At 61.7% G+C, this 23,989-nt stretch carries 20 protein-coding genes; 10 read left to right on the top strand and 10 right to left on the bottom strand.

Annotated elements, in window-relative coordinates; genetic code table 11:
* Window position 1: 1 nt before the first annotated feature.
* From AC3D25_RS19925 to AC3D25_RS19940, 4 genes are all read left to right on the top strand, one after another.
* On the top strand, window positions 2-1,063 hold the full coding sequence (locus AC3D25_RS19925; RefSeq protein ID WP_488890170.1) for a DMT family transporter: 1,062 nt from the start codon (window positions 2-4) through the stop codon (window positions 1,061-1,063).
* A gap of 123 nt (window positions 1,064-1,186) precedes the next feature.
* A complete protein-coding gene (locus tag AC3D25_RS19930) occupies window positions 1,187-1,411 on the top strand; it encodes a DUF6900 domain-containing protein (RefSeq protein WP_488890171.1) in 225 nt (74 codons plus the stop codon).
* Between the two features lie 249 nt (window positions 1,412-1,660).
* Window positions 1,661-1,927, top strand: coding sequence for a helix-turn-helix domain-containing protein (locus AC3D25_RS19935; protein WP_488890172.1), 267 nt, complete (start codon window positions 1,661-1,663; stop codon window positions 1,925-1,927).
* Window positions 1,924-3,273: a type II toxin-antitoxin system HipA family toxin gene (locus AC3D25_RS19940; protein WP_488890173.1), complete on the top strand. Its 1,350-nt coding sequence runs from the start codon at window positions 1,924-1,926 to the stop codon at window positions 3,271-3,273. Before AC3D25_RS19935 ends, AC3D25_RS19940 begins: the two co-directional genes overlap by 4 nt.
* A gap of 30 nt (window positions 3,274-3,303) precedes the next feature.
* On the opposite strand, the gene AC3D25_RS19945 is transcribed toward AC3D25_RS19940, so the two are convergent.
* Both AC3D25_RS19945 and AC3D25_RS19950 read right to left on the bottom strand, forming a co-directional pair.
* Window positions 3,304-3,702: a VOC family protein gene (locus tag AC3D25_RS19945; protein WP_488890174.1), complete on the bottom strand. Its 399-nt coding sequence runs from the start codon at window positions 3,700-3,702 to the stop codon at window positions 3,304-3,306.
* A gap of 410 nt (window positions 3,703-4,112) precedes the next feature.
* Window positions 4,113-4,829, bottom strand: coding sequence for a YdcF family protein (locus tag AC3D25_RS19950; protein WP_488890175.1), 717 nt, complete (start codon window positions 4,827-4,829; stop codon window positions 4,113-4,115).
* A gap of 399 nt (window positions 4,830-5,228) precedes the next feature.
* On the opposite strand from AC3D25_RS19950, the gene AC3D25_RS19955 reads away from it, so the two are divergent.
* Genes AC3D25_RS19955 through AC3D25_RS19975 form a run of 5 tightly spaced genes read left to right on the top strand, consistent with a single transcriptional unit; the run spans window position 5,229 to window position 11,314 of the window.
* The gene (locus tag AC3D25_RS19955) at window positions 5,229-5,480 is read left to right on the top strand and encodes an acyl carrier protein (protein ID WP_488890176.1); all 252 of its coding nucleotides are present in this window, start codon (window positions 5,229-5,231) and stop codon (window positions 5,478-5,480) included.
* A gap of 50 nt (window positions 5,481-5,530) precedes the next feature.
* Window positions 5,531-6,742, top strand: coding sequence for an acyl-CoA dehydrogenase family protein (locus AC3D25_RS19960; protein ID WP_488890481.1), 1,212 nt, complete (start codon window positions 5,531-5,533; stop codon window positions 6,740-6,742).
* Window positions 6,743-6,774: 32 nt separating this feature from the next.
* Entirely contained in the window at window positions 6,775-7,791 is a 1,017-nt protein-coding gene (locus AC3D25_RS19965; protein ID WP_488890482.1) for an amino acid--[acyl-carrier-protein] ligase, read from the top strand.
* Complete coding sequence (locus tag AC3D25_RS19970) at window positions 7,788-8,843, top strand: DUF1839 family protein (RefSeq protein ID WP_488890177.1); 1,056 nt, start codon at window positions 7,788-7,790, stop codon at window positions 8,841-8,843. The genes AC3D25_RS19965 and AC3D25_RS19970 overlap by 4 nt, the downstream gene beginning before the upstream one ends.
* Complete coding sequence (locus tag AC3D25_RS19975) at window positions 8,840-11,314, top strand: glycoside hydrolase family 2 protein (RefSeq protein ID WP_488890178.1); 2,475 nt, start codon at window positions 8,840-8,842, stop codon at window positions 11,312-11,314. The genes AC3D25_RS19970 and AC3D25_RS19975 overlap by 4 nt, the downstream gene beginning before the upstream one ends.
* A 19-nt stretch (window positions 11,315-11,333) precedes the next feature.
* Here AC3D25_RS19975 and AC3D25_RS19980 read toward each other — a convergent pair whose 3' ends face one another.
* From AC3D25_RS19980 to AC3D25_RS20010, 7 genes are all read right to left on the bottom strand, one after another.
* Window positions 11,334-13,136 carry a serine aminopeptidase domain-containing protein gene (locus AC3D25_RS19980; RefSeq protein WP_488890179.1) on the bottom strand — a complete coding sequence of 601 codons (1,803 nt, stop codon included), beginning with the start codon at window positions 13,134-13,136 and terminating at the stop codon, window positions 11,334-11,336.
* A gap of 128 nt (window positions 13,137-13,264) precedes the next feature.
* Window positions 13,265-14,518 (bottom strand): glycosyltransferase, encoded by a 1,254-nt coding sequence (locus AC3D25_RS19985; protein WP_488890180.1) that lies wholly within the window; start codon window positions 14,516-14,518, stop codon window positions 13,265-13,267.
* 91 nt (window positions 14,519-14,609) lie between these two features.
* The gene (locus AC3D25_RS19990; RefSeq protein ID WP_488890181.1) at window positions 14,610-15,800 is read right to left on the bottom strand and encodes a glycosyltransferase; all 1,191 of its coding nucleotides are present in this window, start codon (window positions 15,798-15,800) and stop codon (window positions 14,610-14,612) included.
* The gene (locus tag AC3D25_RS19995; protein WP_488890182.1) at window positions 15,797-17,035 is read right to left on the bottom strand and encodes an MATE family efflux transporter; all 1,239 of its coding nucleotides are present in this window, start codon (window positions 17,033-17,035) and stop codon (window positions 15,797-15,799) included. Before AC3D25_RS19995 ends, AC3D25_RS19990 begins: the two co-directional genes overlap by 4 nt.
* Window positions 17,032-18,492 carry a DUF6418 domain-containing protein gene (locus AC3D25_RS20000; protein WP_488890183.1) on the bottom strand — a complete coding sequence of 487 codons (1,461 nt, stop codon included), beginning with the start codon at window positions 18,490-18,492 and terminating at the stop codon, window positions 17,032-17,034. Before AC3D25_RS20000 ends, AC3D25_RS19995 begins: the two co-directional genes overlap by 4 nt.
* 14 nt (window positions 18,493-18,506) lie before the next feature.
* Complete coding sequence (locus tag AC3D25_RS20005) at window positions 18,507-19,670, bottom strand: glycosyltransferase (RefSeq protein ID WP_488890184.1); 1,164 nt, start codon at window positions 19,668-19,670, stop codon at window positions 18,507-18,509.
* Window positions 19,671-19,737: 67 nt separating this feature from the next.
* A complete protein-coding gene (locus tag AC3D25_RS20010; protein ID WP_488890185.1) occupies window positions 19,738-21,963 on the bottom strand; it encodes a polysaccharide biosynthesis tyrosine autokinase in 2,226 nt (741 codons plus the stop codon).
* A gap of 192 nt (window positions 21,964-22,155) precedes the next feature.
* On the opposite strand from AC3D25_RS20010, the gene AC3D25_RS20015 reads away from it, so the two are divergent.
* A complete protein-coding gene (locus AC3D25_RS20015; protein WP_488890186.1) occupies window positions 22,156-23,424 on the top strand; it encodes a glycoside hydrolase family 71/99 protein in 1,269 nt (422 codons plus the stop codon).
* Window positions 23,425-23,734: 310 nt separating this feature from the next.
* On the opposite strand, the gene AC3D25_RS20020 is transcribed toward AC3D25_RS20015, so the two are convergent.
* On the bottom strand, window positions 23,735-23,926 hold the full coding sequence (locus tag AC3D25_RS20020) for a hypothetical protein (protein WP_488890187.1): 192 nt from the start codon (window positions 23,924-23,926) through the stop codon (window positions 23,735-23,737).
* Between the last annotated feature and the right edge of the window lie 63 nt (window positions 23,927-23,989).

Below are 23,989 nucleotides of genomic sequence, written 5' to 3' on the forward strand. Positions count from 1 at the left end.
AATGAACATTCGATATAACGCCGCTTTCACCGCACTTCTGGCGGCTGCGTTGTTTGGCGCTGCCACGCCCTTCGCCAAGATCCTGCTTGGATCGCTAACGCCCTTCCTGGTCGCCGGTTTGTTTTATCTCGGCAGCGGCGTAGGTCTCGCGGTGGCGATCCTTATCCGGCGAATGAAGCGAACGACCCGCGAGCGTGAAAACGAAAGCCGCATTCAGCCGTCGGAAATCCCGTGGCTGCTCGGCGCGATAGCCGCTGGCGGCATCGCGGGTCCCGCGCTTTTGATGCTTGGACTCGCGACGACATCGGCCGCGTCGAGTTCTCTCCTGCTCAATCTCGAAGGCGTGTTCACGGCCGTCATTGCATGGGGGGTCTTTCGCGAAAACGTCGACTGGCAGGTGTTTCTCGGGATGGCCGCCATTGTGGGCGGTGGCGTGCTGTTGTCATGGCAACCCGGCGCGGCAGGCGTCTCAACGGGTGCCATTTTCGTGGCGGGCGCCTGTGCGTGCTGGGCAATCGATAACAACCTCACGCGCAAGGTTTCGACCCACGACGCGATGGTGATCGCCTGCCTTAAAGGGCTGGTTGCCGGGCCCGTAAATCTGCTTCTAGCGTTTTTTCTGGGCGCCGATCTGCCCGGATTTTTCAGCATAGCCGGCGCGATGTTGACCGGCTTTGCCGGCTACGGTGTGAGTCTGGTGCTGTTCGTCGTGGCGCTTCGCAATCTCGGTACGGCGCGTACCGGTGCGTATTTTTCGATCGCGCCGTTATTCGGCGTCACGCTGTCGCTTATCGTGTGGCCCGAGGCACCATCGTTTCTGTTCTGCGCCGCCGCCGCGCTGATGGCGCTGGGTGTATGGCTGCACATGCGGGAGCGGCACGAGCACGATCACACGCACGAACCGCTGATGCACAACCACCGACATCGCCATGATGCCCACCATCAGCACATTCATGATTTCTCGTGGGACGGCCAGGAGCCGCACACGCATCCGCATCGACACGAGGCGCTGACGCATCGGCATCTGCATTTCCCAGATGTTCATCATCGGCACAGTCATTGAATTTAGTTCATTGCAGTCTGCGCAACTCGGTGTTTTGCGACTCTGCGGCGTTTCACCACGCACCATCGCACGTGGCGCCTTCTACCCTTGAATGTCTATGCAAGCAATCGATGAGGTGGAACGATGAAAACCCGCACACAATTTTTGAATGAAGAACGCATGGCACGGTTCCGGTCGATCGCCCAGGAAACGCTCGGCATCAAGTCGCTCGAACCAGCGGGAAAACCGAGCACTGACTTTCATGTCGTCAGCGTCGAAAACCTCGCTCGTGCGCTTGATGCGGCATACAGGGCCGGCGTGTCGCGGGCCTGCCGCGAACGCCACCGCGCCGCGGACAAGGTCAGTTGATCGAGGCTCGCCAAGCGTCCGACGTTCTCAAAGCATAAAGACGAAGCCAACGAGTTTGATTGACGCGCCGCATCGACTCGCGTGCTTCCAGCGGCAAGTATGCGGACACCGCACTGTAGCCTGCAGGATACAAAATCGGCCAAAACAACGTTTTTGTGGCCCACAGGATACAAGCAGAATTTGCGACTTGGTAGCCCAAGGGATACAATATCGACTCGAATCCGATTTTCTGTCGCCTTGGGGCTACAAATGACAACACTCGCTGACGTTGCCGACATGCTTCGTGAAGCAAGACGCGATGCGGGCTTGTCGCAGGAAGAAGTCGCGGGCCGCGCGGGCGTATCGAGAACCACCGTCGCGCGGATGGAGACCCTCGCCCGCGGCGACATGAGCGTTTCAGCGCTCGTGCGGCTGCTGGAAGCGGCGGGCTACGACCTGCGCCTGGTAAAGCACGGCCACGCGCGAACGCTCGAAGACGTTCTCGCTGAGCAACGCAGACAGGAATACAACCCGTGAAGCTCGACGTACAGGTCAAGGGCAAAACGGTCGCGCAGCTCTATCGCGAGCGCGACGACTACGTGCTCAACTACAACGCGGACGCGCTATCCGACGATTTCGTCAGCCTCACGATGCCGGTGCGCGCCGAGCCTTGGGTCTGGCCTCGGGATATGCATCCGTTCTTCCGGCAGAATCTTCCCGAAGGTTATCTGCTTCAAGTGATTCGCGATGAGTTCGGCCCGTATCTGGATGGCACGGATATGTCCCTGCTCGCCGTGATCGGCGGTACGGGTATCGGCCGCGTCACCGTCACGCCGCAAGGCCTTTCGCCCGAGCATGACGTGCAGCCTCTGGACGTCAAGGACCTGCTCCACGGCGATAACACGACCGAGCATTTCGCTTCGCTCGTCCGGACCTACGCGCGCGCTGCCATATCCGGCGCGGTCCCGAAATTCCTCGCGCCCGAATCTTCGGCACCCGACCCCGACCATCCTCTGGGGAAATCGACGATTCGAACCAGCCGGCACATCATCAAGGGCTCGGACGAACAGACGCCCTATCTCGGCTTCAACGAACATTATTCGATGCGGGTGCTCGCGGCTTTGAACGTCGCGCGCGTAGCGAAAACCACGATGTCCGACGACGGCCGCGTGCTTCTGGTCGATCGCTTCGACATCGACGAAACGGGCCTGCCCGCTTTCGGTGTCGAGGACGCCTGCGGCTTGCTCGGATTGCCGCCGCACGAGAAATACCGGCCATCCACCGAAGCGGTCCTGAAGGCGACACGTGCCTATCTGCCGAACGCCACCGTGCGCCAGCAACTCGAACAGTTAGGCTGGTTGCTGCTCACGAACTACGTCGTGCGCAACGCGGATTGCCACGCCAAGAACATTGCGCTCGTCTACTCGGGCATCGGCGATGTCGCGTTCACGCCCGCCTACGACATCGTAACGACGCAGGCATATCCGCGCTTCGCGAACAATCCGCCCGGACTCGCGATAGACGGCCGCAAAACATGGGCACCGGGCAAGACACTAGAGCGCTTTTTCAACACGCGTCTGGGCATTGCGCCGAAGAGATATCACGAGATGGTCGAACAGTTATGCGAGTCGGCCGTGGACGTCGGACGGGAAATCGTCGAGGCTTCCAGCGACGAGAAGCAATGGCGCTGGGTCGCAAAACAGATGCTGCACGCATGGAACGACGGCATGGCCTCATTGCGCAGCGTCAAGCCGACGAGCCGGATGAGAAGCCTCACGCCTTTAATAGACGCTGCGGGTTTCTCCGATGCCGACCAGCCCGACAGCGCGCGGCAGGTCATCGGTCGGTCGGATCTGCTGGCGAATAGCGGCAAGAACGACTAACGCGTCTTGCCACGCTCATTAGCTGCGTACTCACTTCGACGCGGCATGACAGACGGCCTCGACCCGATTGCCCGCTGGATCGAACAAGAATGCGGCGTAATAGTTCGAATGGTAGTGGGACCGCAGACCGGGCGCCCCGTCCGACCGTCCGCCGGAGGCAATTCCCGCTGCGTAAAACGCGTCCACTTGTGCCCGGGTTACTGCCTTGAAGCACCAATGCCGTTTGTTTTCGTCGATGCTTGCTAGATCGAGATAGACGGCCAGGCACGTGGAGTACGTATCGTCGGCGTTGCAACGCTCGCCGTATCCTAGCGCGTCGGAGCGGTCATACACTTTCGTTGCGCCAAGGACCGGCATGATCGCGTCGTAAAACAAACGCGCCGCCTCAAGATTGGGTACACCGATAGAGACATGATCGAGGAGTTGCATCGTTCGTTCGCGGTTTGATTTCAGCCTTCGATAATATCAGGCGGCTAGCAACGATCCTCTACGATGACATTCGTACACTTGCGCCGGCGACCACTTGACTACGCTTAAAGAAAAAAGGGCCGACAAAAATTGTCGGCCCGAACAGACCACCCGGGGAATGGCCTGAGAGAAACTTGGACTTACTAAAAAGACACTTTTAAAATACAGACAGGATCGCGCAAAGCACTTTCCATTAAACCCTAAGTCAGGTCACAGTCTAAGCGCTTGCCTAAGTGGTGGTAAGTGAGAGTCTTCTCTTTGGCTAACAACAACTACATCGCGTCGGACAGTCTCGATGCACCGTTGGAACCGGGCTTAAGCTCAAGCAGAATCTCCCACGATGCGCGGCCTCTGCAAGCCGTGCCACACATTCAATACCAGCCAAGCCATCGCCATACATAGAAGCGCACGACACCTAGCATCTCGTGAAGCGCGCCATTCGAATCTACCCATCCCTCGGGATGCGGCACGATCCACGAATAAGGGTTACGTATAGTCGCGACGAAAGCCTGTGGGCGCAAACCGAACGCGCCGAACGACAACAGCGCTCGCCGCATGTGCAGCGACGACGTAATCAGCACCAGCGTGTCATAGCGGTCCTGACGCAGCAGCTTGTCCACGTTGCGTGCGTTCTCGTACGTATCCATGCTCTGGTTTTCAATCAGGAGATCGGACCCGTCGATCCCGGCCGCGACCAGAAGCGGCGCATAAACATCGGCTTCCGCGCGTTCATGGCCTTGCGGATCGCCACCGCTCACGATCACCCGGCAGACAACCTCGGTCCGCTTGCAATCCTTGTAAAGCGCCGCAGCAGCGCCAATCCGGTCGATGGAATCGCCCTTGGGCACGAGCTTGTTGTTCCTGTCGAAACTCGTCCCGCCGCCGAGCACGATGAACGCCATATGCGGCGCGAAGCGGGGCGCTACGACCATGTCGTGTCCGCTTTGCGCGACGCGCACGAGCGGTCCGGCCAACCAGCTTCCAAGCAGCCAGAACGTGATTGCTGCAGCAACCAGGACCTGCACGCGGCGCTTGCGCCAGAAGAAGAACACTGCGGCGAAGATCAACAACAAAACGACAAGAACCAATTCGCACGTCCTTAGTTGAACATTGACTTGAGAAGCACTTCGGACTAACCCGCATTATGAACAAGTGTCCCGGTGTCTTCGGTGTCCGATCACTCACAAGGAACCTTGGTGTATGCGTGCTTTGCCTCAAGCGTCGAGTCCCTTGGTTCGGTGCGGAATCGCACGGACGCATGGGGGCCCTCCTTCGTTAAATACCGTCAGACGAAGATCACCGCACCTCACCGGCAAGCAATAGATGATCGACTCGAAAAATGCTTGTCGATCAAGCCCGGCGCTCGGGCGACGCAAGCACGGTGAGGATGTTTTGCGCATCGATTGGCTGACAACATGTAAGCCGGCCGCGCGAAATTTCGAACAAGCATAGCCGAGTCAAATCGGTAGTTACCCCGGGGAAAGAAAATGAAAGATCAATTGCGGCGCATCCTGTCCGAGTCCGCCCGTCTGGACGCTCCTGTCGACTCCATCGGCGATAGCGACGACCTCTACGCAGCAGGCCTGTCATCGCTCGCCACAGTACACGTGATGCTCGCCATCGAGGACGACTTCGGTATCGAGATTCCTGACCGCATGCTCACGCGTCGGCTGTTCTCGAGCATCGACGCACTGGCGGCGGCGATCACCGAACTCCAGCGCGCGCAGGCTGCCGCATGAACTCCCACGCCGAAGTCTATGCCACGGGCACAGGATTCGCGCAGCCGCACATGCCAGAGCGCGACGCCACGGCCTTGCTCGCCGCCGCGCGGCGCGTCGCCGAACTAGCAGCCAAGCATGCCGTCGCGGTCGATCGCGACGCGCGTTTCCCGCATGAAGCGGTCGACATGATGCGCCGCGAACGCCTGCTTTCGGTGACCATCCCGAAGGAATTCGGCGGCGATGGCCTCACGCTCGACGAAGTCGCGCAACTCTGCGAAGCGATGGCTCACGGCTGCGCATCGGCCGCCATGATCTATGCAATGCATCTGGTGCAGATCGTGTGCATCGTCGATCATGGCGCAGACGTAGCGTGGCAACGCGATCTGCTGACGCGTATTTCGCGCGAGCAGATGCTCCTCGCATCGGCGACATCCGAAGAGACGATCGGCGGCAACATGCGCACGAGCGCGTGCGCCGTCGATCTCGCAGAGGGTGCCTTCGCGATCGAGAAGCTCGCCCCGACCATCTCCTATGGCGCGTACGCCGACTGCATTCTGGTTACCGCGCGCCGTCATCCGGACGCGCCGCCATCCGACCAGGTGCTGATCGTGGCGCCGCGCGAGACATTCACGCTTGAGCCGCGCGGCACCTGGGACACGCTCGGCATGCGCGGCACCTGCAGCGAAGGCCATCGGCTTAACGCGCACGGCGGCGCGGACCAGATCCTGCCCGCACCGTTCGCGAAGATCGCCGATGAAAGCATGCTGCCCGTGTCGCACACGCTCTGGGCAGCGGTCTGGATCGGCATCGCGGGCGACGCCCTCAATCGCGCGCATCAATTCTTTCGCAATCAGGCGCGCGGCAAGCCGGGTGCATTGCCGCCCTCCGCTTCGCGTCTCGTTCAGGCGGTCACGCTTCACCGGATGATGCAAGCGCGCCTCAAGGTCGCGCTCGACGCTGTCGCCGGTGCGAACGCAGAACGGGTTGCGCGCAAGGCGCTGGAATGCGAGCTATTCGATGCGCCGCTCGGCGCGTCGATCGGACTCGCGGCCGACATGAACATGCTCAAGCTCGCGATATCGCAATCCGCGCTTCAGGTCGTGCAGGAAACGCTGATGATCTGCGGGATGGCGGGCTACAAGAACGACAGCGAATTCAGCGTGGGACGCCATATCCGCGATCTCATGTCGGCGCCGCTGATGATAAGCAACGATCGCATCGAGTTGAACACGGCTAACTTGCTGCTTGCGCAGCGCACTGCGGTCACGGGGACACACTAAAAATGAATATGCCTAACGAGCAGGCCGCAATCATGCAGGCCGAAGAACAACAAATGTCTGTCGGCGCCGACCCGACGCTGCGTGACCGGCTCTTCGAGGCCGGCATCCTGATCGACACGGGAGAGAACGGGCTGTATGGGCGCAGCGAGGTTTTCGAGGACATCGTCGACCGGCTCAACAAGGTAATCACGCTGATCGGCGCGGATCAGCACGCCGAGGTGCTGCGCTTTCCGCCCGCGATGCGTCGCCACGACTTCGAGGACAGCGAATATCTGAAGAGCTTCCCCGATCTCGCCGGTACGATCCATGCGTTTCAGGGCAACGATCGAGGCCATCATCGCCTGCTCGACGCGCTCAACAAGACGCTTGCCGCCGGCGACGAAGAGCGCTCCGACGAATGGATGGATCAGCAGAAGCCGACCCGTCTCGTGCTCGCGCCCGCTGCCTGCTATCCGGTGTATCCGCTGATCGCTAAGCGCGGCAAGCTCGGTGAGGACGGCGCAACGATCGATGTGTACGCTTACTGCTTCCGCCACGAACCGTCGATCGATCCGGGCCGCATGCAGATGTTCCGGCAGCGCGAATACATCCGTATCGGCAGCCCGGCGCAAGTGATGGCGTTTCGGCAAAAGTGGATCGATCGCGGCTCGATGCTCGTTCGCCTGCTGCAATTGCCCTTCGAGATCGACCTCGCGAACGACCCGTTCTTCGGACGCGGCGGCAAGATCGTCGCCGACAGCCAGCGCGAGCAGCAACTGAAGTTCGAATTGCTCGTGCCCGTCGCGACGCCGAACAAGCCGACCGCCTGTCTCTCGTTCAACTACCACATGGAGCACTTCGGCGAGATCTGGAACATCGCGCAAGCCGACGACACGCTCGCGCACACGGCATGCGTAGGCTTCGGCATGGAGCGCACCACGCTCGCGCTGTTCCGTCACCATGGCCTCGATGTCGCCAAGTGGCCAGAGGCGGTACGCGCGCTTCTCTGGGGCGATGCCGCCCCCGTCGTGGTCGCCGACGCACTCTCAGCCCTGGGTGCTCAGTCGTGAACGCGCCGGCCGGGATCGTGAACGCCGACAGTGCATTCGCCTTGACGTCGCCGGCCTGTCAGCCGGCGCAACCGGTCGGCTTTGGGGCGAAAGCGCTTTTCAGCGAAGCCGCGCGTCATCCGCTTCATCAGGGCGAGCGCGTCTGGCTCGAAACCAATTGCTATGTCGATCTGTGGATCGAAATGCTGCACGACTACGGATACGATCCGCGTGCGGCGCTCGGCTTCACGGTGCTGCAGGATTTCGAGGGCGATCACTTCACTTTCCCGAAGTTTTCGCTCGACGACATCGCGCAGCTTTACGGTCTGCAGGCGCAGGAGCTCGCGGTCTACGACACGCTCGAGCGGCACGTACTCGAGCAGACGCGACGCGGCCACACGGTCATCGTCGAGGTCGATGGATTTTATTTGCCCGATACGCGTGCGACGTCCTATCAGCGCACGCATACGAAAACCACGATCGGCATCAAGCGCGTGGACACGCTGTCGCGACAGCTCGAATACTTTCACAACGCGGGCTCTTTCGCGCTGAGCGGCGCGGATTACGACGGCGTATTCCGCCTCACGCCGGAATTCACGAGCAACCCGAATCTGCTGTTTCCGTATGTCGAGTTCGTCAAGCGCAACCGGTCCGCGCTGTGCGGTCCGGCGATCGCGCAGGCATCGGCAAACCTGCTTCGGACCCACCTGTCGCGCATGCCGGCGAGCAATCCCATCAGCCTGTGGCGCCGCGCGTTCAAGGATCACGTCCACGCGGTGCTGAATCGGGACGTCGAATACTTCCATCTGTATTCGTTCAATCTCATGCGTCAACTCGGCGCGAATTTCGAACTCATGTCGAAGTACTTCGCATGGCTTCGCGAGCGGGGTTTCGACTTGCCCGCGAATCTGGAAAAGGATGCGCAGCACATCGCGAGTGAATCGATGGTGATGCAGTTTCGCCTCGCGCGTTCGCGCCTTCGTGGACGCCCCGACTATTGCGAAGACGGTCTCGACGCACTGGAAGCGTCGTATGAGCGCGTGATGACGCCGCTCGTTGCGTTCTTCTCATGATCGGCGTGACGCGCCAGCTGTCCGCAGGTTGGCAATGCGTCAGCACGCCTGCGAACGCGTATGCGACGCCAAGCGAGCTGGATGCGGCAAGCGGATGGATCGATGCGCCCGTGCCTGGCACGGTTGCGTCGGCGTTGCGAGCGGCGGGGCGGCTCGACGAAAGCAATCCGCCAGCGTTTGCGTTCAACGACCACTGGTATCGCGTCCGCTTCACGGCGAACGGCGCGCGCAAGTTGCGCTTCAACGGACTTGCGACGATCTGCGAAGTCTGGCTCGATGGCCGCAAGGTGCTCGACTCGGACTCGATGTTCGTCACGCATGATGTCGATATCGACGTTGACCGGACCGCGACGCTTTATCTTTGTTTCCGGTCGCTCACGCCCGCGCTTGCGGCCAAACGCACGCGCGCGCGCTGGCGTCCGCGTCTCGCTCAACCCGCGACCCTGCGCAACGTTCGGACCACCCTCCTCGGCCACATGCCCGGCTGGTGTCCGTCGATCCAGCCAGCCGGTCCCTGGCGCGCGGTGGAACTGATCGGCGATACGACGGCTTCGATCGAACGGATTGAGATGGCGACGCGTGTCGAAGGGGCCGACGGCATCCTCGATGTCAGCGTGCGATTCTTTCACGCGCAGGAGCCGCACCCGGTAAGCCTGATCTGCGCGGATGCGGCGAACGCTCTCGAATGGACCGACTCGCATACGCTTACCGGAACGGTGCGCGCGCCGAACGCTCGGCTCTGGTGGCCGCATACCCACGGCGAGCCGGCACTTCACGCAGCCGCGATCCAGTCGGACGTACTCGGCGAGATCGCGTTGGGCAAGGTCGGTTTCAGAACGCTCGAAATCGATCGCGGCCCCTCCGGCGACGGCTTTCAGATCGTCGTGAACGGCGTGGCCGTGTTTGCGCGCGGGGCATGCTGGACGTCAGCCGATCTCGTCTCGCTCGATCCGTCACGCGAGGTGCTCGAACCGGCGTTCAGATCCTTGCGTTCGGCGGGCATGAACATCGTCCGCGTGGGCGGCACGATGCTCTACGAATCCGACGCGTTTTACGAACTCGCGGACGAATATGGCGTGCTCGTATGGCAAGACTTCGCCTTTGCCAATTTCGATTATCCGGACGACCCGGCGTTTCGCGCGAGCGCCACACGGGAGGCGGCGCAATTCCTCTCGCGCACGCGCCGCTTCGCGTCGCTTGCCGTCTTGTGCGGCGGCAGCGAAGTGCAACAGCAGGCCGCGATGCTCGGTCTGTCGCGCAAACAGGCACACCAGCCCCTCTTCACCGAACTGCTTCCTTCGCTCGTTGCAGCGTCGCGTCCGGACGTTGCGTATATCGCGAATTCACCGTGTGCCGCGCCCGGCGATGAACATTCGTTGCCCTTCGCGACACGCTCCGGCGTCACGCATTACTATGGCGTCGGCGCGTATCAGCGACCACTGGACGACGCGCGTCGCGCGCAAGTGCGATTCGCCTCCGAATGCCTCGGCTTCGCGAACGTCCCCGACGATGTCGCTTTGAACGTCTTGCCGCGCGCGGCGCTGGCGCACGAGCCCGGCTGGAAACAGGCCGTGCCTCGCGATCCCGGCGCGCCCTGGGACTTCGACGACGTGCGCGAGCACTATATGCGCACGCTGTATCGCGTCGATCCCGCGCGCTTGCGCTACGAAGATCACGACCGTTACCTCGAACTCTCGCGCGCCGTGGTCGCCGACGTCATGACGGCCGTGTTCGCCGAGTGGCGGCGCGCCGGATCGTCGTGTGCGGGCGGGATCGTCTGGCAGTTGCAGGATGTGCGGCCCGGTGCCGGCTGGGGACTTATCGACGCGCTCGGCGCGCCGAAGAGTGCGCTCCACGGGCTCGCGAGCGTGCTTCAACCCGTCCAGGTGCTCGCCATCGACGAGGGGCTGGACGGCATCGACCTTCATCTGATTAACGAAAGCGCGCGCGATATCCCTGCGCGTCTCGAACTCGTCGTACTGCGCGACGGCGTGGCGCAGGTCGTCAACGCGGCACGTGACGTCGTGCTCGCGGCCCGCAGCGTAGAACGCATTGGCGCGACGGCGTTGCTCGGCCATTTCTTCGACTTCACCTACGCATACCGGTTCGGCCCGCGCGCGCACGATGCAACGGTTGCGACATTGCGATGCGCCGAAAGCGGTGACCTACTGTCCGAAGCGTTCCATTTTCCCGATCTCGCAGTCGAGCCGCGACACGATGCGGCCTTGACCGTCGAACTCGAAAAGAGCGACGGCGGCTGGACGCTCGTTGTCAGCGCGGTGCGGCTGGCGCGCTGGGTCCATGTGGTCGATCCGAACTATCGCGCCGCGGTGGACTGGTTTCATCTGCGTCCGGGCGCGAGCCGCCGCATCGCGCTGATCGCGCGAAACGACGCGCCTTCATGGGCGCCCGAAGGCGAAGTGCGGGCGCTCAACGCATCGTCGCCCGTGCGCTACCGGGCGGCCGGATAACGCGCCGCCTTTCGAGCGTTTAGGATATCGCAGGCGTTCCCGCCGGCATCCGCGCATCGTCTTCACGCGTACACATCTGCTTGATCAGCGTGTCGCACAGCGCGATTACCTTCGCCGAACTCGACGCGTTGAAAAGCGCGTGGTCGATATCGTCGATAATCGCGACTCGCACGTTCGGATATCGCGAAAGACGCTGGCCGTGCTTGCCGAAATGCATCGCGAGCAAGTCGAGGCTGCCATCGTAAGCGCCATGCACGAGCAGCGTGCGCACACCTTTTCGATCGAGCGCGTCGAGCATCGCGGCGGGCGCGGCCGGTATTTCGCCAGCGGTCAGCGCGCGTCGCGAAACACCGAGTGCGTCGGCCACACGCAGTCGCAGCCGAGTGAGCAGATAACCGGCAATGTAGCGCACGACAGGGCCGAGCTTGCGCTCGCCGCTCACGACGCGCTTCCACTTCGACGGATCGAACATCGAGATCGCATAGCCCGCCATCGAGTTTCGCGCCTGGTTTTTCGCGCCGTTGACCGGCTGCGGCACCGGCTTCGTGAAGGTCGGAATGTTGATCATCACGACGCCGTTGAGCGCCGGCTCGACAATAGCTGCTCGCATCGCGTGGTACGCGCCCGAACAGATCCCGAACGAAACGATATTGCTAAAGCCCTTGCTCGCGAGCCAGCGTGCCGCGCTTGCAGTGTCTTCCGTCGCGCAAGGTTCGTAGATGTTGCTGAACGGGGTTCCCGCGTGCGGCGTGCCTTCTTCACGCGGACTGTCGCCGCGACCGCGCGCGTCGTAACGCAAGGACGCGATGCCGCGCCGTGCCAGTTCGCGCGCCATCCGCACCGAGAGCTGGCTATCGCCCACGTGCGCGCTTGCCGATGTATTGGCAATGAGCAACGCCGACTTGCGCGCGGTCACGGAACGCGGTTCGCAAAGAATGCCGAACAAGCGGTGCTCGCCGATCAACACCGGCCGCTCGATCGACTCCGGCGTCTGGATCAACAGATCGTCGGGCCAAGCGGATTCATCCGGCATTGCAGCCGCGTCGATCGATCGTCCTTCTGACATCCACTCGATTGCGCGTGCGAACGTCGCAGCGGGATGCTGCGATAGCGCAGTTTCCTGCGCAAACGCGCCGAAATCATCGAACGAATCCATCTCCACGCTCGCACCGTGCGCAGTGAGTGCCGAGCGCAACGCTTCGCATGCCGACACTCGCGTATGCGCGATCAGGACGCGCATCGCGGGACTTCGCGATGCATTCCTGGCCATGGCCGCGGCGTCGAAGGTTTCGAGTGCGAGCTTGAGATCGTCCTGATAAACCTGCCCGAGCACGTTGAGCGGCCCGTCTTCCGGTTGAGCGGCGCGCAACGGCGGCGCCAGTTGATCGAGCCACGTCTTGCGCACCATCGTCAGTTCGCGCATATAAGTGCGCCCGCTTAGCATGGGCGCAAGCAAAACGAGATCGTCGACCGGTTCTTTGAGCGCGGCGCTTAGCGCAAGCGCCGCGCCCACTCGCAATCCGCATAGCGTCACATGCGTCACGCCGGTCGTCTCTTTCAACCATGCACTCGCGGTTTCGACATCCGATACGGCCGAATCGAACGCGTCCGCGCTATCGTTGCCGCCGGCTGAATCGCCAGTGCCCGCGTAGTCGAAGCGCAATGCCCAGATGCCGCGCGCTGCCAGCGCCTCCGCGAGATACCGCGTGCCGTTTCGCGTCCACACGGCTTCATGCCCGAGCGTGTTGCACAAAATCACGCCGCGTTCACCGCGTCCTTCATGCAGCCACCCGAATCGTCCGCCGAAAACAATCGGTTTCATGTCTTTCCCTTTGTGCCCTCTGCTCGTTGGCAAGAGGACTTATATCGTTCCCGATGCACTATCCGTGCTCTCCCAGTCCACGATTATTTTGTGTCACCCGGCGCGTGGCGGTCGTTACGTTCCGCACATTACAAATGTAAAGCTTGAGTCGCGGGCAGCTGTGCGGCGGCCGGTTGCTTTTGCATCGTCGGCGGCAAGGCGAGCAGGTTGCGCCATTGCGTCGTGAAGACGCTCACGCTGTGATTCGCTTCGCAATACGCGAGGAACGCGGCGGCCGCATCCATGACGGCGTCCAGTCGTGGTAACGGGTCCACGACGAAGCGCTCGAGTTCCGCTCCGGTCATTGCCAGCGATTCATCGTGAAAGCCGATACCTTCGAACGCTGTTGCGTTGCCAACCGGCGCGCAGCCGTGCGAGATCGCCTCGATCACTTTGGACTTGATGCCGCCGCCGAGAAACGCCGGGCATATCGCGATGGAATTTCGCGTGTACACGTCGTCGTGAGAAGGCGCGAAACCTGCAAAGCGCACGTTCTCGATCGGCTCGTACTCACGCGACATGCGCCCGTAAATGACGAGCGGCGTCGCGGGAGCCAGACGCTTCCACACATCGAGCAGATAGTCGATCGACATCCGGTTCTGCACCTGACTATCCGCGCCGATAAAGACAAACCGAAGCGGCGTTTCGGGGCGCGCAAGCGGACGCGCTGCCGTCATCGGCGGCGATATCACGTGAATCTTGCGCATGCCCTGGCTGCCGACAAGCGAATTAAGTTCGCCTGCGTCGGCAGTCGATACCAGCGTGACCGCGTGCGCCGCCTCCACTGTCTCGCGCTCATGACGCGCCAGGCAATAGCCTTCGTAGCGCAACACTGCGCTCCGCAGCACGCTCGCGTTCGCCAGCTCGACAACCCGGCGTGGGATGAACTTGGCCAGGTAGCCCGCCGAGAGCGGCAAGCGCGCGTCGAGCAGCATCTTCGCGCGGCGCGACATCAAGTCGTCGAAGTCCATGATGATGGGACGCGGACCGACCACGCCGCGCACGCCCACCGCGTAATCGGCAAGCCGTATACCGTCGAAGTAAATCACTTCCGGTTCGAATGTCCCGATCACGCCGACAAGTTCGCTTAGCTTTTCATGGTCGGAGAACATCGCGACCTGTAACGCGCAAGGCGCGCCCGTCAGCAGTCCCCGCAATACTCGCATCAACGCGCCGCATTTCGCTGCGAAGCCGCCGGACTCGAATACCGAACGAATCGTGAACTTGTTCAGCTCGACTTCACCGCCGATCGCTTCCTGAATGAAGCGCAATGTACGCTCGCGCCCGTTCGCTGCCTCGGGGGGGATGTCCCGAGTCATCACCATCAATACGCGCCTTTTCATTTACTACCCCGTGCTTGTGGTCTACAAAATCTGTTATTTTTTTGATGCAACTACTCGATGCCCGAATCGGGTCGCCTCTTTGGGCGCCGCCTTATCGATCCGTCATCGCCGCCTTAAGAACCTTTTCGATTTCGCGAACCTGCTTCGGCGGAAGAAACCGCTCGCGTTGCGACAGGCAGCGTGCCGCCGCTTGCGCATAAAAGGCCCGGTCCGTCGCGAGCCGCGCGACAAGCGCGCCTAGCGCCTGTGTATCGCCCGTGCGCACAACGAGTTCCGGCATGCCTTCAAAGACTTCGGGCAAGCCGCCTGACGCGAATGCAATCGACGGCTTCTGGAATTCCCACGGCTCGATGGCGACGATGCCGAACGGTTCGCTCCACATCGACGTCACGACCACGAGATCCACCATGTCGTAGAACGTCTTTCGATCCATGAAGCCGTGATAGACGACCTTGAGCGCGGGATACTCGCGCATCAACGCGGGCAAGCGGTTCTCGTTGTCCCGCCCTGCAATGTGGAGCTCGAGCCCCGGCACGTTCGCGGCCATCACGCTCGCGAAGAGTTCGGCGACGCCTTTGGTGTCGTCGGTACGTCCGATGAAACCGACGCGAAACGGCGTGTGCGGCTGAGAGGCTTTCGACCGCGCGAAGGTGATCGGCACGGGCGCGTTGTAGACGACCGATTGCCGGCTGCCCGCAAAAAAGCCAAGCTCGCGGTGACGGTCCTCGACGAAACGGCTCACGCTCACCGCGTGCGCGACGAGCCGCGAAAACCAGCTCTTCGGCTTGGCGAATGCTTTGCACTGGCCGCATGCCGTGGCGCACGAATGACCGCCGTTGAACATCGTCGAGCGTGGGCACACGAGCCAGTAATCGTGGTTGACATGCACGATCGGCACGCGCCGCAGCCACGCCGCGACCCAGACGGCCGGGCCGAGACCCTTGAGCGTATTGGTGCAAAGCACGTCCGGGCGGGACGCCTTCAATGCGCGCCACGCAAGCAGCAGCACGAGCGGATTGAACAGGTCGATAACGCCAAAGAGCGATTTCTTGAGCGTTCCCCGGCTCGCGTGGCTGAACTGGTTGTAGAGGTTGACGTTCGGCAGCAGATGAACATCCAGACCATCGACCACGGTGCGGCTGCCCGAGCGCGTGTCGGACAGCGTGAGGATATCGACCGCATGACCGCGCTCCCGCAACTGCAACGCGAGCGAATGAACGGCCACCTCCGCGCCGCCGACGATATTCGGTGGAAAGCGATTAGCGCAAAGGCAAATTTTCATTTGCGCTCCGGGCGGTGCAGGTCGAGCGAAAGCGTGATCGCCCAGAAGCCGATGAGCGAGACCGCGATACCCGTCGCGGGCGCATACATGATGAGCGAGCGCGGCATCAGCATCGGCGCGACGGCGATGGCCGCCACGGTCATCGCCTGCTTGATGCTCACGAGGCGATATCGATGCGCGGCGATCAACCACGTGCTCAAGCCCGCATCCGCGAACGTGGCGATAGCGCACGTGGTCGCGTAGATCATCACCGGCACGCCGGCCTTGAATGCCGGGCCGTAGATCAGCAGGAACGCGCGTTCGCCGAGAAAGACACTGCCGATCGCCGCGACCACGGCGACAGCGGCGAGATAGACCGCGAGCTTGCACGCCCGCGACATCAGTTGCTGCTCGTTGCGCGCGGCGTAGACCATCGTCGGTGCAAGCGCGAGCGCGAGCGTGGTGCCGACCGAGTTCCATTGCTCGACAAGCGAAGCGGCTGCGGCGTAGATGCCGAGATCCGCCTTGGAGATCATGACGCCGAGCAACAGCCGGTCCATTCGCAACACGATCACGCTCGCCGCAATCGCGGGCCATATCTTGAGGCCGCGCACGACGAGCGTTCGGGTGACGGCGGCATCGCCGATCAGCGACTTCGGGGTCCGGAACGCAAGCGACCGATAACGGCTGAACGGCGCGACGGCGGCAACGCAAGCTTCCAGCGGCCAGGCGAACGATGCGATCACCGCGCCGAAAGAAGCGTGCGCCGCGCCCAGCAGCCATAGCACACGCACGCCGCTCGCATAAGCCTTGGCGCGCGTGATGACCCACGGCTTGGATTCCGCGTAGGCCATGAGCGAACCCAGCGCGAGCGGCTCGACGATCAGCACGAGCGACGCGATCAGCGTGAGCGCGGTGGCGCTCGATGCGGGCATCGCCAGTGCGATGACGGCCATGAAGACGAGCATGACGGCGAGCGTCAGCATCAGACGCAAGCGGAACGTCCGATAGAAAACGATATGACGCAAGCGCCGGTACTTGCCAAGAATCGGCGCGATGGTCGGCGAACCGAAGATGAGCGCGATGCTGCCGACCACATACGCGAGCGAGAGTGCAAACTGAAGCTCGCCGAAAAGGCGCGCACCGTAGATGTTCGCAAACAGATGGTTGCTCGCGATCGCCGCGAGCGCGCCGACAATCTTCTCGCAGACGACGCCCGAGAAAGATGAGAACAGGAGTTGCACTAGCGAATTCACATCAACTCCATGCGCGCGGGCGACGTCTGCGCCTGGCGTCCATCGACGCAATACCACCAGGCAAGCGCGAGCATCACGTAGCCTAGGGTCCGCAATCCAAACAGGTTCCAGTACTCGCCTTGCTGCAAACCGAAGCCCGCATACGACACGATCTTCGTGATGAGCCACAGCATCACGACGCCCCCGCGTTGCGTCACCAGAATCTGGGCGGCCGCGAGCCCGCCGTAGGCAACGCCGGTCAACGCGATAAAGATCAGCGCACCGGCGAAGCCGAACCAGTAGACCGGCACGGCCATCTGGCCCATCGTGAACGTCACGTCGTCGTGGACATACGCGCGCAGAATCTCCGGCGTGCCGTAGGCGAGCATCACGTCGCGTAACCCGCTGACCGCGCTGTCGTCGAAGAAAGTGGGCGCCGAGGGCGACTCGAGCGATTGCAGCACACGGCTAAATGCGGCAGCGCCGCCCGCCGGTGCATCGACAAGGCCGGCGTCGCTATCCACGACATACCAGACCTGTCCTTGCAGCAACATGCGCGACATGACCGTATCCGAGACGTCGAGGCCTTGTCCCTTGTAGGCGTAAAACACCGACGTGCAGCCGAGCAGAAGCGCGATTCCCGCGCCAATGCCCAGATAGCGGACGACGGGCTTGCCGTTCGCCGCATGCACGGCGATGAACGGCACCAGTACCGAGATGCACACGCCCAGCACCGACATGAACTGTTCGCCGTGCAGCACGAGCAGCCCGATGTCCTCGACGATCATCAATATCGCCGCCCATCTGACAAGCCGGTCCTTCGCCGTGCAGAACGTGCCGAGCAGCACGGGGATGAACAACTGGTTATTGAGGAACAAGTTGAATATCGGGCCGGCTCCCGCACTGTCGTTACGCAACGCAAACCGGTTGACGCCCTTGAGCAGCGCGAAGCCTTCCGTAAATCCCGCAACGACGCCCGCGCCGATCACGGCTGCGGCGAGTCCCAGGCCGAGCGCGATGCTCCCGTTCGCGACGGTCATGCGCGGCACGACCTTCGAGCGGTTTCCGCCCTCGCGATAGAGAAGACTGAACCCTGCCAGCGCGCAGCCCGCGAAGACCACGTAGAACCAGAGCAGACGGCTGAACGCGCCGGTCGCCTCGCCCTGCACGCCGGTTTCCGTGAGAAATCCGCCGGACTCGATACCGACGCCCGCGATGAAAACGGTCAGGCTGATCGCGAAAAGATAGAGCAGCGAAACCGTGAAAACCGGGCGCGTCACGATCAGCCCGAGCAGGCCGACCGCTGCGAGCGCGAGCGCGCCGGCCGCGCTATACGATGCAAGGCCGAGGTAAGGCAGCGCTGCGTCGGTTAAGAGCGCGAGCGCGTAGAAAGCGGGAAAGAGGATTCCCCGCGCGGAATAGGCGGTTTCGCCCGCCTTTCCCGCCCGTATGGATTGACGTGCTTGTGTGGGTGTCATGATCGTGGAAGCGCTTAACGCTGCGCCGCGCGGGCAAGCGCGCGATGAAGGTCCGCGCTGACCGCCGCGCTCGAAAAGCGCTTGGCGTTCTCTCTGCCGTCTTTCGATAGCGCGTCGCGCAGCGATGTATCGTCGAGGACACGCCCGATTTCCTTGCACCACGTGTCTGCGTTCGTCGGGTCGCCGACCGCGACGAACGAGTCCGCCATGGTGAAGCGATACACGGGCAGATCCGACGCGATCACCGGCAAGCCGACCAGCTGCGCCTCGATGACGGTGCGGCCGAATCCTTCATGCAACGTGGGCGAAACATAGGCATCGGCCGCTTGATAGCAGGTCGCCAGATCGTCGTCGCTCACGCCTTCGATAAAGTGCGCCTTGAGCTTCGCCGCGCGCGCAATCTCCTGGCATTCGCCGCGGTTCGCCTCGTTCTGCGCGCGGCCCACGCGCAGCATCACGACGTCCTTGCGCCCCAGTTTCGCCAATGCGCGAAAGATCGTTGCATTGTTCTTGCGCGTTTCGTCGGTGCCTACATTGAGCAACACGGTCGCGTCGCCGAGCGGCAGATCGAATTTATCGCGCAGATAATCTCGCGCCTTGCGTCGTACCTCGGCACTGGTCGGCACAATGTGTTCATCGAACGCGTTCGACACGAGTTGCAATCGTTTGGGGTCGATGCCGAGTTCTTCGATGCCGTCGGCAACGGTCACCTCCGTCGTCGATATCACGACATCGGCTCGGGCGATCAGCGGTTGCAACACCCGCATATAGCGCGCCTTGAGCGTCTCGATCAGCCCACGTGTCTTGTCCGCGAACACGACGTGATGCATGACGATGCACACGCGACCGCCGGCGAGCCGCACGAACGGAATCAGGTAGGCCATGTCCTCCTGATACAGCACGACGATATCCGACGATCGAGCGGCGGTCATGGCCCGCAACGGATACAGAACAAACTGCGTCCAGTAACGTTTCAGCGAGCGCGACGGTGCCGGAATGTCGATGGCCTGCACGGTGAAGTCATCGAAGTGCCTCATCATGTCCAGGCAGTCGAGGCTGTAGCGCATGACGCCGTTCCAGCTTGCCGGCCGTGGGCCGAGAAACCAGACCACGCGCGTTTTCGTCGTATCGTCGATAGCCGGTGTTCTCTTCAATAGCGTTTCGGTTGTCGCAGCCATTGCGCCATTTCCCCGTGACACGCGCTCGTGACGCGTGTCATCTTTATAGAGTGATTGCATTCGCGCCTCAGGATTGCGCGCTGTCCATGTACCCGTAGTTATCCGAGTAGTAGCCGTAGCGCAGCGGCGACGGCTCGAATCCGTTGAATACGAGGCCGTCCACTTGCGTGCCGACCTTCGATAAACGCGACACCCCTTCGACCACTTCCGAGTAACTCACCTTGCCCTGGCGCGCGACGAAGAGCGTGACGTCCGCGAACTTCGAGATCACCGCGGCATCGGCGGCGGCCAGCACCGGCGGCGAATCGATCACGACCATGTCGTACTCGTCGCGAACCGATTCGATCAGCGCTGCGAGCTTTTCGGGTCCGAGGAGCTTGCGCAGATGCCGAACGCTCTTGCCCGCGGGCAGCGTATGCAGGTTTTCGAAGGGCACGGTGATCGCATTGCCCGTCGTAACCGATCCTTGCAGCACGCCCGACAGCCCCTGGCTTCCCTGAACCGGCACATATCGGTCGATCGTGGAGCGACGCATGTCGGCGTCGATAAGCAGCGTCTTCAGACCTTTCTCTGCGTACAGATACGCGAGGTTCGCCGAGATCATCGACTTGCCCTGCCCCGGTACGGCCGACGTGACGAGCACGACCTTCGAACCTTCCGTGGCCGCCAGCTTGTACTGCAGCGAGTGCGCGAGCGTATCCATCGCTTCGACGAGCGGCGTATCGGATTGCTCGCGGCTCACCATGAAGCGCGGAATGTTCGTCACGCTGGCTTCGAGTTGATGCGGCGAGATCGGCAACACGCCCAGCGTCTGGATGCCGACCATGGACTCGAGACGCTTCGGATCGCGAATACGCCCGGAAAACAGCGGCAAAAGCTGAGTCGCGAGGAAGCCGAGCACCGCGCCGAACGCCGCGCCGAGCAACAGAACAATGATTCGCTTGGGCCGCACGGGCTTCTCGGGCGGCACGGCCTTGTCCACGAGCGCCGCATTGCCGACCGTGCCTGCCTGCGCGATCTGCAATTGCTGCGCATTGTTCATCAGGCCGACGTACAACTGATTGTTGACTTCGACATCGCGGGAAAGACGCAGATATTGCTGCTGCACCGAAGGCAAGCGCGCGATCTTTGCCTGCAATTCCGCCGATTTCTGATCGAGCTGACGGAACTTGTTGGCCGCTGCCACGAGTTGCGGCTGGTCGCCGCTAAAGCGCGTCGCGAGATCCTGGTAGCCGAGCTTCGCTTCGAGACGCGACTTTTCCACAAGCGCGGATTCGTCGAGCAGCATCTTCGCTTCGCCCTGCACGTCGATCGTGCCTTCCTTGTTGCGATAGTCGTTGAGCGCCTGCTCGGCGTTCTGCACACGCTCCTTGACGACCGGCAGTTGCGCATTGAGGAACGCGAGGCTGCGCTCGGAATCGGCCGCGCGCCGCTTGGCGTTCGAATCGAGATACGCGGCTGCAATTGCGTTGACGAAGCGCGATGCGAACACGGGATCGGAATCTTCCAGCGCGAGCTGGATGATGTTCGACTGGCGCTTCGTCTCGGCTACGTTGAGCGTTTTCTGAAGCTGTTCGAGGCGCGTCTGCGTCGCGAACCGGCGCACCGTGAACTCCGTTCCGGGTTGCGCGACGATCTTCTGCACGTCGACGGTGAAGCCGTCCGCCGTGACCGGCGTTCCGACGGTGCCGCTCAGGAGTTGAGCGCCGTGTTCGTCGTTAAGCGTCCATTTGTGGTCCGCGAGATACCTCAGTTCGAGCTTCTCGCCGATCACCGCCTCGGGCACATCGAAGGTCTTGAATTCGACCTGTTCGCCGCCCCAGGCCCAGAACGGTTCGTCGAGCAACGGACGCACGAGCCCGTTAGGCTCCTTAGGCAAAATTGATCCGAGAAAACCGCCGACCAGCGGCACATGGTTCTTTACCGTCACCTCTGCTTGCGCCACCGTCGCGTCCATCGCGTGTTCGAGCACCGCGCGCGAACGAACGATATCGATCTCGCCAATGACCGGCGAATCCTGGATGTCTAGCGCCTTGGATACATCCGAGAGCGAGCCTAGCGCGCTAGCCTTGCTTTGCTCGATCTGGATGAGCGCGTCGGCGGAATACACCGGCGCCGAGAGCGCGACATAGCCCACCGATAGCGCAAGGCACGCGAGGAACACACCGAGAAACAGATACTTATAGTCGAACACGTTCTCGATCATATCGACCGGCGAGAGCCTGTTCCCTTGATGCGATACCGAATCGCTCCAATCGAAAGCGTCGGGGGAATTGTTTTTATTAAGCCTCATGCATGAACTCCGATATTTCTGCGCGACACGCAAGCACGCCTTCCATGCCCGGCGGCGATGCCCATAGAGAAGACGACAATTCGTAGCATGAGACCACGGCGTTCCAGCCACCTCTGTACGAAACCAAACATGGTCCGAGGACTTGGAACCCTTATGCTCTTATCATTCCATTACGGGCAATCGGATACATACATGCTTAGATCGATCGTGTTCGCGGCCGTGCTCGCCTTAGTCACTGCGAATGGCAACGCTGCCGATCGTGACTCCGTCTCTACGCTCTTGCCCGCGAATACCGCTGGAAGTGCGGTATTTAACGGATCGACTAACGGAAATCTGTCAGGCCTAAGTTCGGTCTCCAAGGTCGACGTCCATACACTTCTCTATCCCGGCAGCACGACCAAGGTTCTCGCCCACTACTTGCCGTGGTGGGGACCGACGCCGCGCGGGGTCGATGTTCACTACCGCTCCGACGATCCGCGTCAGGCTGCGCGGACATTCAGCGACATGGCCTCGCGCGGGGTGGACGGTGTGATCGTCGACTGGTACGGCGCAGGCCATTTCGTCGACACCGCGTGGAAGGCGTCGATGCCGCAACTCGCGGCATTTCCGAACATGAGCTTCGCGCTAATGATGGATAGCGGCACGTTCAAGTTCAACGCGTGTGAAGGCTGCGACTTGAACCGGACGATCCTTCATCACCTCGACTACATGTCGCGCGAGTACTTCTCGTCGCGTCAGTATTTGCGTTACGAAGGCCGGCCGGTCGTTTTCGAGTTCGGGATGGAAGCCGTCGGCCGGGCCGATTGGGCGCGCATTCAGGCGGCGCACCCCGAGGTGCTGTGGATTCATATCCACGCGCATGGTCTCAACGCGCCGGCAAGCGCCGGGGCTTTCGTGTGGGTCGAAGCCCAGTCGAAAGCGCGCTTCAAGGGGACGACGGCGGACCTCACCGGGCTCAACGTGTTCTACAACACGGCAACGGCGCAGCCATCGAAGATCGCGGTGGGCGGCGTATGGAAAGGCTTCGACGATTCCATGGCGCCCTGGGCCGCCGCATCGCCGAATGTGCTTCCGCAAGCGTGCGGCAAGACCTGGCTGGACGGCTTTCGCATCTTGAACGAGCACTACAGCGCGCATCATCAGCTTCCCTATCTTCAACTCGTTACGTGGAACGATTACGAAGAAGGCAGCGCGCTGGAAACGGGTATCGCAAGTTGCACGAAGATCGAGGCGCGCCGAACGGGGCAGACGCTTTCGGTTTCGGTCAGCTATCAAGAGACCGTCGATCATCTTGAACTCTACGAACAGCTCGGACCGGCGTCGTTCAGACTCGTCGGGCGCTATCCAGCGGATACGACGTCAATTGCGATCGCGACGCCCTCCAAAAACAGCTTCTTTGTTAAGGCCGTTGGAAAACCATTCATGCAGGACATCGTCTCGGCCGCTATCGCACCGGGCTAAGGAGATCGACGCTCGCGCTTATTTGGCCGCGCGAGCGCGGCCCTAAGCCGCTCGACTTTCCCGTAGCATTTTTAGAAACTCTTCCTGATGTGCTTCCATCGACGCGCGACTGTATGGATGATCAAGCGGGCACGTCGTATCGATAAGAGAGCGCGGTAGACGCCGCAAGACGACGAGCAATCCGCTTAAGGTGGTCCATGGCCTTCCCCTTCTTGTTTTGTGGTCTTCGGTGCCTTAGCACGTCTTAAGGTTTTTACAACTGAGGCGTTACAGGTCCTACAGGACAATGCAACGGCTTCTATTGCCTCTTTCAGGTGCCCGTCCTGACATGATTGAATCGCTGTCGCGCGGCGCTTCGCCGCAGAGCAGCCTGCTGGCCACGATAGCGAGCACGCCAGTGATCGACCAGGCGATAGAGCGGATACAGCAGCAGAGCAATCATCCACACGAAGACGAAAAGCAAAGTCTCCAGGACTCGTGCAGTCCAGCCTTTTTCCAACATTGCGGCCTCCGTAGTTAAGAGCGTCCCCGTGCAAAGCTTGCTGTGGCACTTCCTGACATCATT

It is taken from the genome of Caballeronia sp. SL1002 (assembly GCF_057814995.1).

Coding starts and splice junctions, on each gene's coding strand:
- AC3D25_RS20010 (WP_488890185.1), bottom strand. CDS start 21,963: ATGAGGCTTAATAAAAACAATTCCCCCGACGCTTTCGATTGGAGCGAT.
- AC3D25_RS19930 (WP_488890171.1), top strand. CDS start 1,187: ATGAAAACCCGCACACAATTTTTGAATGAAGAACGCATGGCACGGTTC.
- AC3D25_RS19980 (WP_488890179.1), bottom strand. CDS start 13,136: ATGAAACCGATTGTTTTCGGCGGACGATTCGGGTGGCTGCATGAAGGA.
- AC3D25_RS20015 (WP_488890186.1), top strand. CDS start 22,156: ATGCTTAGATCGATCGTGTTCGCGGCCGTGCTCGCCTTAGTCACTGCG.
- AC3D25_RS19925 (WP_488890170.1), top strand. CDS start 2: ATGAACATTCGATATAACGCCGCTTTCACCGCACTTCTGGCGGCTGCG.
- AC3D25_RS19945 (WP_488890174.1), bottom strand. CDS start 3,702: ATGCAACTCCTCGATCATGTCTCTATCGGTGTACCCAATCTTGAGGCG.
- AC3D25_RS19935 (WP_488890172.1), top strand. CDS start 1,661: ATGACAACACTCGCTGACGTTGCCGACATGCTTCGTGAAGCAAGACGC.
- AC3D25_RS19960 (WP_488890481.1), top strand. CDS start 5,531: ATGCCAGAGCGCGACGCCACGGCCTTGCTCGCCGCCGCGCGGCGCGTC.
- AC3D25_RS19965 (WP_488890482.1), top strand. CDS start 6,775: ATGCAGGCCGAAGAACAACAAATGTCTGTCGGCGCCGACCCGACGCTG.
- AC3D25_RS20000 (WP_488890183.1), bottom strand. CDS start 18,492: ATGACACCCACACAAGCACGTCAATCCATACGGGCGGGAAAGGCGGGC.
- AC3D25_RS19990 (WP_488890181.1), bottom strand. CDS start 15,800: ATGAAAATTTGCCTTTGCGCTAATCGCTTTCCACCGAATATCGTCGGC.
- AC3D25_RS20005 (WP_488890184.1), bottom strand. CDS start 19,670: ATGGCTGCGACAACCGAAACGCTATTGAAGAGAACACCGGCTATCGAC.
- AC3D25_RS19985 (WP_488890180.1), bottom strand. CDS start 14,518: ATGAAAAGGCGCGTATTGATGGTGATGACTCGGGACATCCCCCCCGAG.
- AC3D25_RS19955 (WP_488890176.1), top strand. CDS start 5,229: ATGAAAGATCAATTGCGGCGCATCCTGTCCGAGTCCGCCCGTCTGGAC.
- AC3D25_RS19975 (WP_488890178.1), top strand. CDS start 8,840: ATGATCGGCGTGACGCGCCAGCTGTCCGCAGGTTGGCAATGCGTCAGC.
- AC3D25_RS20020 (WP_488890187.1), bottom strand. CDS start 23,926: ATGTTGGAAAAAGGCTGGACTGCACGAGTCCTGGAGACTTTGCTTTTC.